16 protein-coding genes are annotated in these 15,880 nt (G+C 61.2%); 12 read left to right on the forward strand and 4 right to left on the reverse strand.

Translation table 11 applies throughout. The annotated features are described in order from the left end of the window. Nucleotides 1-162 precede the first annotated feature (162 nt). Nucleotides 163-1,383, reverse strand: a complete 1,221-nt coding sequence (locus tag J1G34_RS26395; protein WP_222994845.1) for an alginate lyase family protein — start codon at nucleotides 1,381-1,383, stop codon at nucleotides 163-165. Between the two features lie 233 nt (nucleotides 1,384-1,616). Between J1G34_RS26395 and J1G34_RS26400 the strand changes: the two genes are divergently transcribed. Both J1G34_RS26400 and J1G34_RS26405 read left to right on the forward strand, forming a co-directional pair. Continuing rightward, nucleotides 1,617-2,306 carry a response regulator gene (locus J1G34_RS26400; RefSeq protein ID WP_065895563.1) on the forward strand — a complete coding sequence of 230 codons (690 nt, stop codon included), beginning with the start codon at nucleotides 1,617-1,619 and terminating at the stop codon, nucleotides 2,304-2,306. A 20-nt stretch (nucleotides 2,307-2,326) separates the two neighbouring features. Beyond that, nucleotides 2,327-3,502, forward strand: coding sequence for a sensor histidine kinase (locus J1G34_RS26405; protein ID WP_370671684.1), 1,176 nt, complete (start codon nucleotides 2,327-2,329; stop codon nucleotides 3,500-3,502). Nucleotides 3,503-3,613: 111 nt separating this feature from the next. Here J1G34_RS26405 and J1G34_RS26410 read toward each other — a convergent pair whose 3' ends face one another. Together J1G34_RS26410 and J1G34_RS26415 are read right to left on the reverse strand one after the other, a co-directional pair. After that, nucleotides 3,614-3,970, reverse strand: a complete 357-nt coding sequence (locus tag J1G34_RS26410; RefSeq protein WP_065895565.1) for a type II toxin-antitoxin system RelE/ParE family toxin — start codon at nucleotides 3,968-3,970, stop codon at nucleotides 3,614-3,616. Between the two features lie 2 nt (nucleotides 3,971-3,972). Further along, nucleotides 3,973-4,263 carry a type II toxin-antitoxin system ParD family antitoxin gene (locus tag J1G34_RS26415; protein ID WP_065895566.1) on the reverse strand — a complete coding sequence of 97 codons (291 nt, stop codon included), beginning with the start codon at nucleotides 4,261-4,263 and terminating at the stop codon, nucleotides 3,973-3,975. A 221-nt stretch (nucleotides 4,264-4,484) separates the two neighbouring features. Here J1G34_RS26415 and gcvA point away from each other — a divergent pair, with 221 nt between their 5' ends. The 9 genes from gcvA to J1G34_RS26460 all read left to right on the forward strand — a co-directional run bounded on the left by gcvA (nucleotide 4,485) and on the right by J1G34_RS26460 (nucleotide 12,483). Further along, entirely contained in the window at nucleotides 4,485-5,390 is a 906-nt protein-coding gene (gene gcvA / locus J1G34_RS26420) for a transcriptional regulator GcvA (protein WP_065896175.1), read from the forward strand. 74 nt (nucleotides 5,391-5,464) lie between these two features. After that, nucleotides 5,465-6,292, forward strand: coding sequence for a DMT family transporter (locus J1G34_RS26425; protein ID WP_065895568.1), 828 nt, complete (start codon nucleotides 5,465-5,467; stop codon nucleotides 6,290-6,292). A 29-nt stretch (nucleotides 6,293-6,321) separates the two neighbouring features. Further along, nucleotides 6,322-7,083: an SDR family oxidoreductase gene (locus tag J1G34_RS26430; protein WP_065895569.1), complete on the forward strand. Its 762-nt coding sequence runs from the start codon at nucleotides 6,322-6,324 to the stop codon at nucleotides 7,081-7,083. A 204-nt stretch (nucleotides 7,084-7,287) separates the two neighbouring features. Further along, nucleotides 7,288-8,316 (forward strand): phosphate ABC transporter substrate-binding protein PstS, encoded by a 1,029-nt coding sequence (pstS, locus tag J1G34_RS26435; RefSeq protein ID WP_222994846.1) that lies wholly within the window; start codon nucleotides 7,288-7,290, stop codon nucleotides 8,314-8,316. Nucleotides 8,317-8,390: 74 nt separating this feature from the next. After that, complete coding sequence (pstC, locus tag J1G34_RS26440; RefSeq protein WP_065888296.1) at nucleotides 8,391-9,359, forward strand: phosphate ABC transporter permease subunit PstC; 969 nt, start codon at nucleotides 8,391-8,393, stop codon at nucleotides 9,357-9,359. Next, nucleotides 9,356-10,249 carry a phosphate ABC transporter permease PstA gene (gene pstA / locus J1G34_RS26445; protein WP_065888297.1) on the forward strand — a complete coding sequence of 298 codons (894 nt, stop codon included), beginning with the start codon at nucleotides 9,356-9,358 and terminating at the stop codon, nucleotides 10,247-10,249. Before pstC ends, pstA begins: the two co-directional genes overlap by 4 nt. Before the next feature lie 76 nt (nucleotides 10,250-10,325). Then, complete coding sequence (pstB, locus tag J1G34_RS26450; protein WP_065888298.1) at nucleotides 10,326-11,087, forward strand: phosphate ABC transporter ATP-binding protein PstB; 762 nt, start codon at nucleotides 10,326-10,328, stop codon at nucleotides 11,085-11,087. Nucleotides 11,088-11,182: 95 nt separating this feature from the next. Continuing rightward, a complete protein-coding gene (locus tag J1G34_RS26455) occupies nucleotides 11,183-11,881 on the forward strand; it encodes a hypothetical protein (protein ID WP_065895572.1) in 699 nt (232 codons plus the stop codon). Beyond that, nucleotides 11,881-12,483: a hypothetical protein gene (locus tag J1G34_RS26460; protein ID WP_065935578.1), complete on the forward strand. Its 603-nt coding sequence runs from the start codon at nucleotides 11,881-11,883 to the stop codon at nucleotides 12,481-12,483. Before J1G34_RS26455 ends, J1G34_RS26460 begins: the two co-directional genes overlap by 1 nt. Before the next feature lie 192 nt (nucleotides 12,484-12,675). Here J1G34_RS26460 and J1G34_RS26465 read toward each other — a convergent pair whose 3' ends face one another. Continuing rightward, on the reverse strand, nucleotides 12,676-13,950 hold the full coding sequence (locus tag J1G34_RS26465) for a glycoside hydrolase family 68 protein (RefSeq protein ID WP_065895575.1): 1,275 nt from the start codon (nucleotides 13,948-13,950) through the stop codon (nucleotides 12,676-12,678). Between the two features lie 302 nt (nucleotides 13,951-14,252). Between J1G34_RS26465 and J1G34_RS26470 the strand changes: the two genes are divergently transcribed. Beyond that, nucleotides 14,253-15,584: an APC family permease gene (locus J1G34_RS26470; RefSeq protein ID WP_262411973.1), complete on the forward strand. Its 1,332-nt coding sequence runs from the start codon at nucleotides 14,253-14,255 to the stop codon at nucleotides 15,582-15,584. The last annotated feature ends 296 nt before the right edge of the window (nucleotides 15,585-15,880 follow it).

Consider the following 15,880-nt stretch of genomic DNA (forward strand, 5'->3'; position numbering starts at 1 on the left):
TGCCGGGTTGCCCACGGATTCAAGCCTGCGTTCGGCCAGCGTGGTTTAACGGGGCGCCTAGGATCAAAAGCAGATCAAGATCAAGAGCGACTCGCTTCGCATCGTGGTTACCGTTGACCGCTATGCATAGCCACGATCCGGGCCGTTCGGCCCCGGCGTCGCTTACGGCACCAATTCAGCATCTGACACGCCATATTCGCCCAACGAATACAGCAATGTTCCATACCCCAGTTGCTCGTAACCGCCGCTGTCTCGGCCATAATCGCCGCCGCCACCTTCCACCTGGGCCTTATTCGCCATGGCTTTCACATTCGGCGCGCTGAGGCTTTTGCGCACGACGTAATGGTTGTAAAGCAGCTCCCATATCGGACGGATTTCGCCCCGATGGTTGGGCGAGACGACGCTCTGTTTGAACCTGCGATCGAGCAAAGGGGTAAACGGTACGTCCTGGCCCAGGTTGTACTGGGCCACGCACTCGGCGCCCTGCAGTACGCGGTTGTTCTGGTAGCCGAACAGGTCGTCGCCCTGGCTCCAGGCCATTTGGCAGAAGCTGCCGAGCAAGGCGATGTCGAGCAGGGCGTATGCCTGATCCCGCCCGCTTTCCTGGACTTGACCCAGGCCATTGCCGTGGAGCTTCCAGACGGCGTGTTCGATGGCGCCGTTACCGCTGCCGTGCTTGAAGTAGTCGACCGCCTCGTTGTAGAGGTCGCGGCGATCCGTCAGTACGCCGATGGCCAGTATCGAGTTCATGTTGGCCAGGTCCCAACGGGCGCCGTGACGATCAGGCGGGCTCCCATCGTGGTGCAGCAGGAAGTCATGATTGATGGGATAGAACACGCTGAGCAGCATGCCCTGAAATCGATGAAAGTCTGTCGCCTGCCACTTCGGGTAGCTGCGCAGCAGTTCGGCCGCGTTGGCCAGTTGATAACCGGCCAAGCCTGCCGCCAGGGACTTGTCGGGCTCGCCCTTGATCGCGGTGAGGGTGGAAGACCACTGGTTCAAAATGCCCACGGCCTTGTCGGCATAGGCGGGGTCTTGCGAGATCTGCCAGCGCAGGGCCAGTGCATAGGCTGCGGCGGCGTCGTTGAACAGTGTGCTGTCGTTATTCAAGCCATCTGAAGTGCGGTACACCACGGGCAGCGGATCGGCCTGCCAGGCCAATGAGGCATGTGGATTGGCGATCAGCTTTTGCCAGCCGGCCAGCCATGGCGCGTTTTGGTTGGCCAGTTTTTCGCGTATTCGCGTGAAGTCCGTCTGGGTCTGGAGCAGGCCCGGATGGACGAATGCATCGGCGGGCCGAGGGGAGGAGGCTTGACTGTCGATACTTATCGACAGCGCGCCGAGCAGCACGGCCATCGTGCAGAGGTGCTTGAAAGAAATCATCGGGTGTCCAACTTTATCCGGCGTAGACAGCCGTACGAACAGGGCCACGCTCGGCCCCAAGGATGAAAAGGCTGGCGCTTGCATGGAGCCTTTCAGGCGAGTGGATAGGCTTGGACAGCGGTGCGGTGGTGAGCATAGGATCGGTTCGCGAAAGTCGGGCACAGGGCAATCCTGGCAGCGGACTTTCAATAAACCATTCGTAAATTATCAAGGTTTCATCAAGAGGCTTCTTTGTGTCAGGAAAACGTATCCTCATTGTCGAAGACGACGCCGACAGCGCCAGCATTCTCGAAGCCTATCTGCGCCGGGATGGCTATGAGGTGGCCTTGGCCGAAGACGGTCAGCGCGGTCTCGATCTGCACAAGAGCTGGCAGCCCGACCTGATATTGCTCGACGTGATGCTGCCGCGCTTGAGTGGCACCGAGGTGTTGTCCGCCGTGCGCCGCAGCAGTGACACGCCGGTGATCATGGTCACGGCCATGGGCGACGAACCGGAAAAGCTTGGCGCCTTGCGCTACGGCGCAGACGATTATGTGGTCAAGCCCTACAGCCCGCGTGAAGTGGTGGCGAGGGTACAGGCGGTGCTGCGACGCACCACCGGCAACCAGCCAGTGGCACACCTGTTGCGCCATGAGAACCTGCGGGTGGATCTTGACGCTTTTACCGTAGCCATCGAGCAGGGCGATGCAGCACCGCAATGGCTGGAGCTGACGCCGACGGAATTCAAGCTGCTGGTGACGTTGCTCCAGACTCCGTCCAAAGCCTTCACCCGTGACGAACTGCTGGAAATCTGCCTGCCGGAAAGCGAAGCCCTGGCCCGTGTCGTCGATACCCATGTGCACAACCTGCGCCGCAAGCTGGAATCCCATGGCATCGCCGGGGTGCTGGTGACGGTGCGTTCCATTGGCTATCGGTTCAGGTAAACACCATGTTGGATAAACCCATGCCGGATAAATCACCGATCAACGACAAACCGCTGTGGCGCTGGATCGGCATGCGCATGAGCCTGCTGGCGATCGGCGCCGTGGTGGTGATCTCGGTGTGCATGTGGCTCAACATCACGTTGTCGGATCGGGATTTTGTGCAGCACCTGCCGCCGGGGCTGCGCGAAGAGCTGCAGCAACTGCGCGCCGACCCAGGACTCAACGAGGCGCGCTTGCGTCAATTGGTGGCCCAGTACTACCCGCTGGACTATTTCCAGCCGGCGATCGCCAATCAGGACTGGCTGGTACTGGTTGGCCTGGTGCTGGCCGCCATCCCCATCATCATTGCCTGCGGCCTGTGGTTTTCGCGGCCCTTGTCCAGTCAGTTTTCGACGATTGCCCAGGGCGCCAGGCGCGTCGCCGGTGGGGATTTCCTGACGCGCCTGCCGGTCCACCGCGATGCACCCGACGAGTTGCAACGGCTGGCCGGCGACTTCAACAGCATGAGCACCCAACTGGAGCGCTATGAGCGTGATGTGCGCGAGTCCAGCGCGGTCATTGCCCACGAACTGCGCACGCCGTTGAATGCCGCCATGGGGCGCGTGCAGGGTATGCTCGACGAGGTGTTTCCCAGCGATGCCGCGCAGTTGGGCATGGTCAAGCGTCAGCTCGATCAGTTGAGCAAACTGGTGGATGATTTGCACCTGCTGTCGATGGCCCGGGCTGGCCGGTTGGTGCTCGAGCGCAGCGATTTTCCCCTGATGGCGCTGGTGGCCGAACGGTTGGCCTGGTTTGAGCCGCAGTTGGATCAGGCCGGTGTTCGCACGCAGATTACTATGGCCGAGGGGCTGCGCGTGCATGCCGATCGCGATCGCCTCGGGCAGGTCATCAACATTCTGGTTGATAACCTGTTGCGTTATGCGGCAGGCGGCGGTGAGTTGAATATCATGGCGTGCCAGGTTCAAGACCTGATCGTGATTGAAATCGGCGATCGCGGCCCGGGTATCGAGGCACAGCACCTGGACAGCGTATTTGATCGCTTTTGGCGGGCGGAACGCTCCCGGGCGCGTTACTCGGGCGGCAGCGGGCTGGGCTTGTCCATCGCCAGGGCAATCTGCCAGGCCCATGGCGGCGCCTTGACCGCCAGCAACCTGGCCGAGGGTGGCACGCTGATCAGGGCGCAGTTTCCGGTGTAGGGGCGGCGTAGGCGTCCAGTGCGAGGCGTGCATGCAGGTCGTCGGGTGTGGCGGGGCGGATGTACCGGTCCATCTTTGCAGGCAAATGTTTGTCGTTTGAAGTTGGCAACTTCACTCGTCCGGCAGGTGCAGTTGCACGTCCATTGCGTCGTGAAGACACCTGACGACTTCAACCGCTTTATCGTGCGCTAGCCGGTAAAACACGATATGGCGAGGGTTCTTCACCGTTGCATGGCGTGGGTTTGCGTGTTGGCGCGAATGACTGAGGTGATAGCTTCTAAGCCCCGGTGCAATTTCATCGCGGGCGCGGCTGGCGACGTGATGGGGCGTTTTGGCGAGGGTTTGCAGGGTCGTCAGGATCAGCGTCTGATAGCGCTTACGCGCCGATTCACCGAATTGCATCTGGGAGTGCCGGAGAATATCGACGATATCGCCACGTGCAGCATCGGAAATTCGATAGTGCGGCATGCTCAGGTTTTCCCCCGCGCAGGGCGCGTCGCCTCCAGGCCCAAGCCGTCGAGAAACTGTTCAATATCGACTTCGGCCAGCGGCGTGAAGCGGCCTTGTTCAAGGTCCATCAGGCCCATTGAGGTAGCTTGCCGCAGGGCCTGAAGTTTAGCGGCCTCTTCGGCAACGCGCTGTTCCAGGAGGCGCAAGCCCTCACGCATGACTTCGCTGGCATTCTGATAACGGCCGGATTGAACCAGGTCCTGGATAACCTGTTCGTGGTGCGAGGTGAGGACGACGTTTCGTGTACCCATGGTGAGCTCCGCTGCGGGGCGTATTCGATCGTTGGCATATTATGCCATCGCGACATCTGCATGTAGTGCATTGGCTCGCCATTCGTCTTCTCGCTTGCGATTCGGATAATGAAAGCGAGTGCCAGCCCCAACCATCATCAGCGTAATCACCCTCGGACCGGGTTAACATGAGCCTGAGCTCATGCCCTGCCTGTTCCTGCCCACTCGCCGAGACCCTGCCTATGAGAGACCTGCCGCCGACCGCCACCTTGCGCGCATTTGAAGCCGCCACGCGGCATCCGACCTTTACGGCCGCCGCCCAGGAACTGCATGTGAGCCAGAGCGCGGTCAGCCATCAGCTCAAGCACCTGGAAACGCTGTGGGGGCTGCAGCTGTTTGAACGCGGTCAACCGCTACGCCTCACGGCGGCGGGGGCTACGCTGGCGCCCATCGTGCGCGAATTCTTCATCAGCCTGGAGGCAACCCTGGGCGACCTGCGCGAGCAAAAAGGCCGGGTGCGGCTCAGCGTCAGCACCACCTATTCGTTCGCACTCAAATGGCTGTTGCCGCGCTTGCCGAGCCTGGCCCGTCAGCACCCCGAGCTGTTGGTGTCGCTGGACACCACCGACAAGATCATCCACTTTGCGCAGGGCCAGGCGGATGTCGCGATTCGGCTGGGCAAGGGCAGTTATCCTGGTCTGTACTCGGAGTTTTTGTTCGGCGAGCAGGTGTTTCCGGTGGCCAGCCCCGACTTGTTGCAACGCCTCGGAACCCCGCGTGATCCGGCCGAGTTGTTGCGTTTGCCGCTGCTGACCCGCGATGGCGCCGAACTGGTGCCGAAATGGGAGGCGTGGTTCCAGTCTGTCGGGCTGGCGTTTTCACCGCTCAGGGAAAGTGTCAGGTTCGGCGACAGCAATATGACGGTCGAAGCCGCGTTGCTCGGCCAGGGCGTAGCGTTGGTGCGCAGCGGCCACGTAGAAAACGAAATCAGCGATGGCCGTCTGGTACGGCTGTTCGATGTGCCGTTCCCATCGCCGCTGGCCTACTATTTCGTCTGCCCCAAGGGCATCGAGGCGCAGCCGCACGTCCTCAACTTGCGCCAGTGGTTGATGGGCGAAGCACTGAAAGTGCAACAGGCGGCTCAATAGGGTATGAGTATTCGTTCATGCTGCAATGAGCAAACTTCGCTGTCGTTCCGGTGCCGGGCTGCCTAACATGGCGCATGCCTATTCATCTTGTTTGCCTGGTTCTTTTCGCCGCGCTCCTGCACGCCAGCTGGAACGCGCTGCTGCGTGGCGGTGCCGACCGGCTGTGGTCGATGACGGTAATGTGCATTGCCATCGCCATCACCTGCAGCGTCGCCGCAGCGTTCATGCCAATACCCGCCAGTGAGAGCTGGGGGTATGCGCTGCTGTCAGCATTACTGCATGTGGGCTACAACCTGTTTCTGGTGCGCAGCTATCGAGTCGGTGACCTGGGGCAGGTCTATCCGATTTCGCGTGGGTCATCGCCTGCGCTGATCACCCTGGGGGCCGCCGTGTTTGCCGGCGAGCGCATCGCGCCCGGCCAGTTGCTGGGTATCACGCTGGTCTCCGGCGGGATCATTTCGCTGGCCTTCAAGGGGCGCAGCCTGTCGGTTCCCAGCCTGCCTTATGCGCTGGGCACCGGCTGCTTCATCGCGGCCTACAGCGTCGTCGACGGCATCGGTGCCAGGCTCTCCGGCGCGCCGCTGGCTTACACTGCGTGGATGTGCGCCTTGTGGGGCGTGCTGATGCCGATGGTGTATATCGGCCTGCGCGATGCCCGCAGCTTGTTCAGTGTGCGGCCCGGCCTGTTGACCGCCGCGCTCGGCGGGTTGGTCTCCTTGCTGGCCTATGCAATCGTTATCTACGCCATGAACGAAGCGCCCCTGGGCGCGGTGTCGGCATTGCGCGAAACCAGCGTGCTGTTTGCGCTGTTGATCGGTTACCTGTTTCTCGGCGAGACGCTCACCCTGCGCCGCATCCTGGCCTGTGTCGTGATCGTAGCCGGCATCCTCATCATCGGCTGATACAGCCAACAACGCAGGAGGTCATTCAAATGGACAAGGTCACACAGGCACCCCTGATCCTGATCACCGGAGGCAGTCGCGGCGTGGGTGCAGCCACCGCTCGACTGGCCGCCGCCAGGGGCTATGACGTCGCGATCAGCTACGTGGCCAACGAACCGGCGGCGCTGGCGGTGGTGGCGGATGTGCAGGCAGCGGGGCGCAGGGCCCTGGCCGTGCAGGCCGACAGTGCGGACCCCGAACAGGTCGCGCAGTTGTTCGCAGCCATCGACCGCACGTTCGGGCGCATTGATGTCCTGGTCAATAACGCCGGGGTGCTGGCGACCCAGTCGCGCCTGGAGGATCTTGGCCATGAACGCATGCAGCGCATCTTTGCGGTCAATGCCATCGGCCCCATGCTCTGCGCCCAGCAGGCGGTCAAGCGCATGGCTTACCGGCACAACGGGCCGGGCGGGGTGGTGATCAATGTCTCTTCGGGCGCCGCACGCCTGGGCAGTCCCAACGAATACATCGACTATGCCGCATCAAAAGGCGCCCTGGAGACGTTTACCATCGGGCTTTCCAAGGAAGTGGCGCGCGAGGGCATACGCGTCAACTGTGTTCGCCCCGGGCACATCTACACCGACATGCACGCCAGCGGCGGCGAGCCGGGCCGCGTCGATCGCGTCAAGGACTCGATTCCCATGGGGCGCGGCGGCCAACCGGAGGAAGTAGCACAGGCCATTCTGTGGCTGGCCGGCGCCGAAGCGTCGTTCGTGACCGGCACCTTCCTTGACGTGACGGGAGGCAAGTAAGCCGGCGGGCGTCTTCGTCTCGTTTGCGCTCGAAAGGGACGAATTCGCCTGGTAGTCGCAATTTGTTACGAAGCAATCACGGCAAAATGCCAGTTTGCGCCGGCAAAAGGGGGCAAAAACGCGCCTGCCATGGATTTTTCATAAAATCGTAACAAAGCTGCTGCACAGTCCCGGGAGCCCGAAATTACACCACGGAGTTCCTGAATGAAAAGCTTGATGAAGTCTGCTGCACTCGCCGTTGCGGTTTCTCTGAGCGCCACTTCGGTGTTTGCTGCCGAAAGCATCCGCCTGACCGGTTCCGGTGCCAGTTTCCCGGCCCCGATCTACCTCATCTGGTTCAAGGATTTCAGCAAGAAAAGCGCGGGCGTCACGGTTGACTACCAGTCCAAGGGGAGCGGGGCGGGTGTGCAGGACTTCCTGAACAAAACCGTCGACTTCGCCGCCAGTGACTCCGCGATGAAAGACGAAGACATCGCCAAGGTTGCCGAGGGCGTGCAACTGCTGCCGATGACCGCCGGTGAAATCGTGCTGGCGTACAACCTGCCGGGCAACCCGAAGGGCCTGAAGCTGCCGCGCGATGTGTACTCCGATATCTTCCTGGGCAAGATTACCCAGTGGAACGATCCGAAGATCGTTGCCGCCAACCCGGACCTGAAGCTGCCGGCTACGCCTATCACCGTCGTGGTGCGTGCAGATTCCAGTGGCACCACCGCGGTATTTACCAAGCACCTGGCGGCGATCAACCCTGGCTTCAAAGAAGCATTGGGTGAAGGCAACACGGTTAACTGGCCAGCTACCGACAAGTTCATCAAGTCGCCCAAGAACGACGGTGTGACCGCCACCGTACGCCAGACCCCAGGCGCGATTGGCTACATCGAATACGGTTTCGCCAAACTGGCCAAGGTTGACTTCGCCCAATTGCAGAACAAGGCCGGCCAGTACGTTGTGCCCAATGCCGAAAGCGGTGCAGAAGCACTGGCTGCGGTGAAGATGCCGGAAAGCCTGGTGGCCTGGCTGCCGGACCCGGACGGTGCCAAGTCCTACCCGATCACGTCCTACACCTGGATGATTTTCCGCAAGGAGAACGGCAACCCGGCCAAGGCTAAGGCCATGCGTGAAATGGTCGAGTACAGCCTGACCGAAGGGCAGAAAATCGCTGACTCCATGGGCTACATCCCGCTGCCGCCTTCGGTAGTCGAGCAGGTGCGCAAAGCCTCCGCCAACATTCAGTAAGGCGTGCCAGGTCGCTTCCGGGATGGGCAGTCAGCCATGCCGGGAGCACTTCTTCCCTGTTTCGGAATTAACCCATGAACACACCTTTTGTCGTACCGGGTAACCCGGACTCTGCGTGCCAGCCACCGTCCACCAAGGACTTCGTGATGGATCGCACGTTCCGTGCGCTTGCACGCATCGGCGTGGTGCTGGTGCTGGCGCTGGTCTTCGCACTGGTGTTCGAAGTAGGGCGCAAGGCCCTTCCAGGCATGGAAAAGCACGGTTTTGACGTGCTGCTGGGCAGCGTCTGGGATGTCAATCAAGGCAAGTACGGCATTCTGCCGGCGATTTGGGGCACGCTGTACAGTGCTTTTATCGCGTTGATGATCGCCGGCTTTTTTGGCGTCAGCATGGCGATTTTTCTCACCCAGGATTTCCTTCCCGCCAAGCTGGCTGCGGTGTTTCGCACCATCGTCGAATTGCTCGCGGCGATCCCCAGCGTGGTGTACGGCCTGTGGGGCATCTACGTGGTCATCCCCGCCATCCGCCCGCTGACGGCGTGGCTGAACACGGAACTTGGCTGGATTCCCTTTTTCGGTACATCCCTGAGCGGGCCGGGCCTGCTGCCGGCCGCGCTGGTGTTGGCGATCATGATCCTGCCGACCATTGCCGCAGTGTCCCAGGACGCGCTTACCGCGGTGCCGATGAAAACCAAACAGGCCGCCTACGGCATGGGCACGACGCACTGGGAAGCGATTCTCAAGGTGATGGTGCCGTCGGCCGCCACCGGTATCTTCGGCTCCCTGGTGCTGGGCCTCGGCCGCGCCCTGGGGGAAACCATGGCCCTGGCGATGCTGGTGGGTAATGCAAACAACATTTCCCTGTCTCTGTTTGCACCGGCCAATACCCTGGCGGCCTTGCTGGCGCTGAACTTTCCCGAGGCCGGGCCCAACGAGATCGAGGTGTTGATGTATGCGGCGCTGGTGCTGATGTTCATCACGCTGCTGGTCAACGTGGCGGGTTCGATGCTCATGCTCTACGCCCAGCGGGGGACCAAACAATGACCAACCTCACCACGCCTGCCGCCGCGCTGCCCAGCCTGCAGCGCCGCTTCGAAGGCCGCGCCCTGCGCAGCCTGGTCTTGACCACGCTGGTCTGGTTCGGCGCGCTGCTGGCCAGCGTACCGTTGATCTCCGTGCTGTATATGTTGATCACCCGAGGCGGTGCGCGCCTGAGCCTGGAGCTCTTCACCGAGCTACCACCGACCGGTTTCGAGACCGGTGGCGGCTTCGGCAACGCCATGGCCGGCACCCTGGTGATGGTCGGCATTGCGGCGGCGATCGCCGTGCCGGTCGGTATCCTGGCCGCCGTCTTTCTAGCGGAACTGGGGCCTGACAGCAAACTGGCGAGCGCTGCGCGCTTTGCCGCCAAGATGCTCACCGGCTTGCCGTCCATTCTGGCCGGGGTGTTTGCCTACGCGCTGGTGGTGATGACTACCGGAACCTACTCGGCACCGGCAGGTGGCGTGGCGCTGGCCGTGTTGATGCTGCCAATCGTGGTGCTGACGGCCGAAGAGTCGATGCGCATGGTGCCCAAGATCATGAAGGACGCTGCCTACGGTATGGGCTGCACCCGTTCGCAGGTGATCTGGAAGATCGTCTTGCCTACCGGCCTGCCGGCGATCCTGACCGGCGTCATGCTGGCCGTGGCGCGCGCTGCGGGCGAAACCGCGCCATTGCTGTTCACTGCGCTGTTCAGCAACTACTGGATCTACCACGACGGCAACCTGGCCGTCATGAACCCGACAGCCTCGTTGGCCGTGCTGATCTACAACTTCTCCGGCATGCCTTTCGACAATCAGCTTGAACTCGCGTGGGCGGCCTCGCTGGTGCTGGTGATGATCGTGCTGGTCGTGAATGTCGTGAGCCGTATTTTCGGCAAACCCAAGTACTAAAAGCGGGAGCACCTGAATTTTGAACGTATCCACTGCGCAAATAGCCGCTCCGTTTGTGACCGAGTCGCCTGTGGTCATGGACTGCAAGCTGGACAAGATCTTCTACGGCAACTTCATGGCCGTGCGTGACAGCCACGTGCCGATCGAAAAAAACAAGATCACCGGTTTCATCGGGCCTTCCGGCTGTGGCAAAAGCACCGTGCTGCGCAGCCTCAATCGCATGAATGACCTGGTCAAGGGCTTTCGTTTCGAAGGGCATGTGCATTTTCTCGGCCAGGACGTGTACGGCAAGGGCGTTGATCCCGTGGTCGTGCGCCGTTACATCGGCATGGTGTTCCAGCAGCCCAACCCGTTCTCGATGAGCATCTTCGACAACGTCGCCTTCGGTCTGCGCCTCAATCGCTACAAAGGCGATCTGGGCGACCGCGTGAAACACGCGCTGCAGGGCGCCGCCCTGTGGGACGAGGTCAAGGACAAGCTCAAGGTCAGCGGCTTGTCGCTCTCCGGCGGCCAGCAGCAACGCCTGTGTATCGCGCGCGCTATCGCCACCGAGCCGGAAGTGTTGCTGCTGGATGAACCGTGCTCGGCACTCGACCCGATCGCCACCCGACGCGTCGAGGAACTGATGGTCGAGCTGAAGAAGGATTACACCATCGCGCTGGTGACCCACAACATGCAGCAGGCGATCCGGGTGGCGGACACCACGGCGTTTTTCTCGGTGGATATTTCCCAGGGCACGCGCACGGGGTATCTGGTCGAGATGGGCCCCACTGCGCAGATTTTCGGCAAGCCGCGTGAACAAATGACCGAAGACTACATCAGCGGCAAGTTCAGCTGAGTAACACCGTCCGGCCTGGGCCGCCCACATGCAAACGCCAAACGGACTTGGCGTGAATCGGTAGATTTTTTACCTCGTGTTTCCAAGGAGTTTCAATGTCTGTAACGCATCGCCTTGATTTACCTGCCATTGAGCGCGCATTGCGCGAAGTGCAGGAGCGCTTCGCCGAGCTTAGCCGGCACTTCACCGAGCCGCGTGACCCCTTGACCGACGAAGTGCTGCTCAATGTACTTGAAGGCTATGCGTTGATTGACGACTATGTCGCACGCGGCGTAGACCTGTTTGATCTTCATCAGCTGAACCTGATGCTGGAAATCAACGCCACGGTGCTGTGCGGTCGAGACCCGGCGCGGCGGGTGGAGTACGCCCAGCACCTGGCGGCGACCGAGGAGCATTTCTTCAATAACGTCGAGGGCGGTATCAAGGACCTGTTCAACTGGTATTGCGCGTATCGCAGCGAATCGGTCTGGAAACGGGCGGCCGGCGTCTATGTGCGCATCCTCAGCAAGCCGCAGTTGTTCATTGAAGGCAACAACCGCAGTGGGTCGCTCATCGTCAGCTATTTGCTCATGCGTGCAGGTTTGCCGCCGTTCGTGCTGACGCTGGAAAATGCCGAGGGTTATTTCAACCCATCCTCGGTGATACGCAACTCTGCCAAACATGGTGTCAAGGCGTTGTATGAATTGCCCAAGATCAAGAAAAAGTATGCAGCCTTCCTGGAGCACCAGGCGCCTGATCCAGGCAAGTTTTTCCTGAGCGGCGCGCGGCTGCCCCTGCGAGAGAGAGGCCACTGATGCGCCGATTCAAGCGTCAACGCCTGCGTATTTCATTTGATATCGATGACACGCTGGCCTGTCAGCTGCACCACTGCGCTGTCGAAACCAGCTGGCTGCCGGCCTGTGTGCATCGTTGGCTGGGGGAGCCGTTGCGCATGGGCACGCGTGCCCTGATCCGCGACTTGCGTCGCCAGGGTTGCAGTGTCTGGGTCTATACCTCGTCCGGTCGCACACCGTCCTACATCCGCCGCTGGCTGTTGCTCTATGGAATCCGCGTCGATGGAGTGGTCAACAGTGTGCTGCATAACCGCGCCCTGACCGGGCACGGGCTGTGCAATGCGCCTTCGAAGTATCCGCCGGCATTCGACATCGACTTGCACGTCGATGATTCCGAGGGCGTGCAGATTGAAGGCGCTGATCATGGATTCCGCGTTGTCGTGGTCGATCCGCAGGACATACGCTGGACGCAGAAAGTCCTGGATGCCGTGGTCGTTGTCCGCGCGCAGCTCGGTTGGCCGCGGCTGATCAGCCCCAAAGCGCCGCGCAATGCCGGGCTATCGCTTGAACCGAGCAGGCCTGTCGCCCCCTCGATCCTGGCGCGTGGGCAATGGTCCGGTTGAATGTATCCAGGACAATTCTTTGTGTGTATCAAATGGCGGGCGTTGATCGTTCCCTCGCTCCGCGTGGGAATGCATCCCGTGACGCTCCGCGTCACCTTGCGCAGGTAAAGCAGGACGCGGAGCGTCCAGGGCGGCATTCCCACGCAGAGCGTGGGAACGATCAAGCCATGCTACGACGTCTGTTGACCTTGCTTATTTGAGCGTGACGTCAACCATCGGCGGGATGTAACCGTAGTCATACTCGGCGACCACGAATGTCTGCTGCCCTTTGATCTTGATGCCCACGGTCGGTGCCTCGGTGCCGCCGATGCGCACCTGTGTCCCGCCTTCGCCGGTGGGTACGCTGTCGATGAAGGAGGTCACCAGGCCGTTGGGCATCACGCAGTGCGAGTAGGTCTGGAAGGGCTGGGAAGACGGATTTCCCAGGACCAGGCCGGAACCGTTCAAGGGCACGTAAGGGCCGAACAGCGAGTCGGCGACAAAACCGTACACACCGTCTGGCCCGGTTACCCCGTCGCCATAGGTGAAGGTGTGGCTGATGGTGAACAGATAATACTTGCCGTCCTGGAACACGAAGTGCGGACGTTCGGTCTGGTCGTTGACGCCGACTGCGGTCAGCAGCGGCGGCAGCATTTCCCAGTCGTCGCCGTCTTCGTCACGGGCCACGGCGATACCAACGCAGGCGGTCTGGAAACGCGAGTTGCCGACGTCTTCATAACCGGGCGGCACATCGCCGATTTCTGCCTTGCCCACCTTGTGCGAGCCGCGCTCGCCGGCCACGTTGCCTTCGAACAGCATGTACAGCTTGCCGTCCTTCGGGTCGCGGAACGGCCATGGATCGCGGAAACCCCAGAAGGCGTTCTGCGCTTCGGTCTGGTACATCTTGCCGTCGGCCTCGAACAGCGGCTTGACCTTCTCGAAGCCCACCAGGCTGACGCCATGCTCGGTGGTCACCACGCGGCCACGCACCTTGACGATGGTCGCACCGGGTGTGACGGCGGTGTAGTAGAGGTCCACTTCGCCTTGCTCGTTCAGCAGGATCGGCGTGCCGGCCCATTCGCGCACCGTTGGCGAAACGCCTTCAGCCATGACCCGGCCGCCGAGTTTCCAGTCCTTGCCGGTGCGGGAGTACCAGTAGTACATCTTTGCCCGACCGTGGCGATCGGTCCAGTCGCGGGTGATGTCGTAGTTACCGTTCTCATCGAGGTACTGCGGGTCGTTGGGGTGACGGTCTGCGGTCAGGGTGAAGATCACCGACCAGCCATCGACGGAAGTGATATTTCCGTCAATGTCGCGCAGCGGCATGGTGTCCCAGATAAACACCTTGTCGCTCAGCACCGGGAAGTCGGCACTGACCAGCGGCTGGGTGGTGGTGGGGTCGTCCGCATGGACTTTCAGCGCATCGGCGCGGGTCCACAGGCTGGGCAGGTGGGGTGTTTTGCCAAATTTTTCAGTGGTGCTTTTCATAGGTAACCTCGTCCGTGAAGCTAAGTTGATACTGTATTTATATACAGTCATTTGACTTTAAAAGACTGGTTCCCTCGGGTCAAGGGCTAAAATGCATTTATGCATATTTTTGCGTGATGCCTTGGCTGACACGTTTCAGCTATGGATTTTTACAGACGTTCGCGTTCGGCCGGGAGGTAGCTAAGGGAGCCGCTACTAAATAAGGAACTTTGGCCCCGCAGGCCTTCTCCATTGCAGATAGCCCCGCCTCAGCCGGCCTGCGCCGGATGATCGCTGACTGCAACCCGCCGCCAGAGCCGCCCATGACCGAACCCAGACCCAGCCACGCCGAACCTTCCACGCCGTCCCTGCGCCGCGCCGTGACCGGCCCGATGTTGTTCCTGTTCATCCTGGGCGACGTGCTCGGCGCCGGCGTGTATGCGCTGGCCGGAACCATTGCCGGCCAGGTCGGCGGGGCGATCTGGGTACCGCTGCTGGTGGCGTTGTTCTTCGCCATGCTCACGGCCGGCTCGTACGCCGAGTTGGTGACCAAATACCCCCATGCAGGCGCTGCTTCGGTGTTCGCCGAAAAGGCGTTCAAGTCGCCGCTGATTTCGTTCCTGGTGGGCTTTTGCATGCTTGCAGCCGCCGTGACCAGCGCCGCCGGGTTATCCCTGGCATTTGCCGGTGACTACCTGGCCGCGTTCATTGACGTCTCGCCCCACTGGGCGGCGCTGGTCTTTTTGCTGGTGATTGCGCTGTTGAATGCGCGCGGGATCAAGGAATCGCTGGGCGCCAATATGGTGATGACGTGCGTGGAGCTGTCCGGGCTGCTGTTGGTGGTGGTCGCCGCAGCCTGGTGCTTGCAGGCCGGCGAGGCCAACCTGGGGCGGGCGTTCGAATTCAAGCCCGGCATCAACCCGATGCTTGCCGTGCTCGGCGCTGCACTATTGGCATTCTATTCGTTCGTCGGCTTTGAGACGTCGGCCAACCTGGCGGAAGAAATCCGGGGTGTGCGCAGGATTTACCCGCGCGCGCTGTTCGCCGCGTTGATCGTGGCGGGTATCGTGTATATGGCGGTTGGTGTCGCCGCCTCCGTGGTGTTGCCGATGGACAAGCTCACAGCCACGTCGGCACCGCTGCTCGAAGTGGTTCGTGCCTCGGGCCTGAATATTCCACCGCAACTGTTTGCCTTCATTGCCCTGGTGGCGGTCGCCAATGGCGCGCTGCTGACGATGGTCATGGCCAGCCGCCTGACCTACGGCATGGCGCGCATGGGCCTGTTGCCGGAGCCGTTGTCCCGCGTGCTGCCCAAGCGCCGTACGCCCTGGGTCGCGATCATTGCCAGTACGGCCGTGGCCATAGCCCTGACGCTGACCGGCACGCTGGCGGCATTGGCCGAGACGGTGGTGTTGTTGTTGCTGTTCGTGTTTCTCAGTACCAACCTGGCGGTGCTGGTATTGCGGCGTGACACCATCGAGGAGCAGCATTTTCGCGTGCCGAGCTGGGTGCCGGTGCTGGCGATTGTTTCGTGCCTGATCCTCCTCAGCCAGCAAAGCCTGGATATCTGGATGCGAGGCGGGGCGCTGATTGTGTTGGGCATGGTGCTGTATGGCTGCAATCGATTGGCGACGCCGGCCGTGCAGGCGGGTTGAGTACACCAACCGGGTAGCGACCTATGCCGCCGATGGCGGTGGGTCAGTTGCAGAAGCATGCACTGACCCTCCCTCATCGGGGGCAAGCCCCCTCCCACATTGGATTGGCGTATGGCTTGGAGCTCGCGTACTACCCGAAAACCAATCCAGTCACGCCGCGTCTTCGGGTGAATACATTCTTCCTGACTGAGGTGGTCAACTTTTTCCGGACACCTCAATCGGTGTTTTCAGGCTGTTTGCCGCTCGTACTGATTGGGCGGCAAATAGTCTAACGATGAATGCATTCGTCGTTCATT

Origin of the sequence: Pseudomonas sp. Wu6 (assembly GCF_019891515.1) — a bacterium.
Lineage (GTDB): Bacteria > Pseudomonadota > Gammaproteobacteria > Pseudomonadales > Pseudomonadaceae > Aquipseudomonas > Aquipseudomonas orientalis_A.

What these genes read in the sequence shown, in the direction of transcription:
- J1G34_RS26395 (WP_222994845.1), bottom strand. Translation starts at nt 1,383, where the DNA reads ATGATTTCTTTCAAGCACCTCTGCACGATGGCCGTGCTGCTCGGCGCG.
- J1G34_RS26405 (WP_370671684.1), top strand. Translation starts at nt 2,327, where the DNA reads ATGCCGGATAAATCACCGATCAACGACAAACCGCTGTGGCGCTGGATC.
- J1G34_RS26410 (WP_065895565.1), bottom strand. Translation starts at nt 3,970, where the DNA reads ATGCCGCACTATCGAATTTCCGATGCTGCACGTGGCGATATCGTCGAT.
- J1G34_RS26415 (WP_065895566.1), bottom strand. Translation starts at nt 4,263, where the DNA reads ATGGGTACACGAAACGTCGTCCTCACCTCGCACCACGAACAGGTTATC.
- gcvA (WP_065896175.1), top strand. Translation starts at nt 4,485, where the DNA reads ATGAGAGACCTGCCGCCGACCGCCACCTTGCGCGCATTTGAAGCCGCC.
- J1G34_RS26425 (WP_065895568.1), top strand. Translation starts at nt 5,465, where the DNA reads ATGCCTATTCATCTTGTTTGCCTGGTTCTTTTCGCCGCGCTCCTGCAC.
- J1G34_RS26430 (WP_065895569.1), top strand. Translation starts at nt 6,322, where the DNA reads ATGGACAAGGTCACACAGGCACCCCTGATCCTGATCACCGGAGGCAGT.
- pstS (WP_222994846.1), top strand. Translation starts at nt 7,288, where the DNA reads ATGAAAAGCTTGATGAAGTCTGCTGCACTCGCCGTTGCGGTTTCTCTG.
- pstC (WP_065888296.1), top strand. Translation starts at nt 8,391, where the DNA reads ATGAACACACCTTTTGTCGTACCGGGTAACCCGGACTCTGCGTGCCAG.
- pstA (WP_065888297.1), top strand. Translation starts at nt 9,356, where the DNA reads ATGACCAACCTCACCACGCCTGCCGCCGCGCTGCCCAGCCTGCAGCGC.
- pstB (WP_065888298.1), top strand. Translation starts at nt 10,326, where the DNA reads ATGGACTGCAAGCTGGACAAGATCTTCTACGGCAACTTCATGGCCGTG.
- J1G34_RS26455 (WP_065895572.1), top strand. Translation starts at nt 11,183, where the DNA reads ATGTCTGTAACGCATCGCCTTGATTTACCTGCCATTGAGCGCGCATTG.
- J1G34_RS26460 (WP_065935578.1), top strand. Translation starts at nt 11,881, where the DNA reads ATGCGCCGATTCAAGCGTCAACGCCTGCGTATTTCATTTGATATCGAT.
- J1G34_RS26465 (WP_065895575.1), bottom strand. Translation starts at nt 13,950, where the DNA reads ATGAAAAGCACCACTGAAAAATTTGGCAAAACACCCCACCTGCCCAGC.
- J1G34_RS26470 (WP_262411973.1), top strand. Translation starts at nt 14,253, where the DNA reads ATGACCGAACCCAGACCCAGCCACGCCGAACCTTCCACGCCGTCCCTG.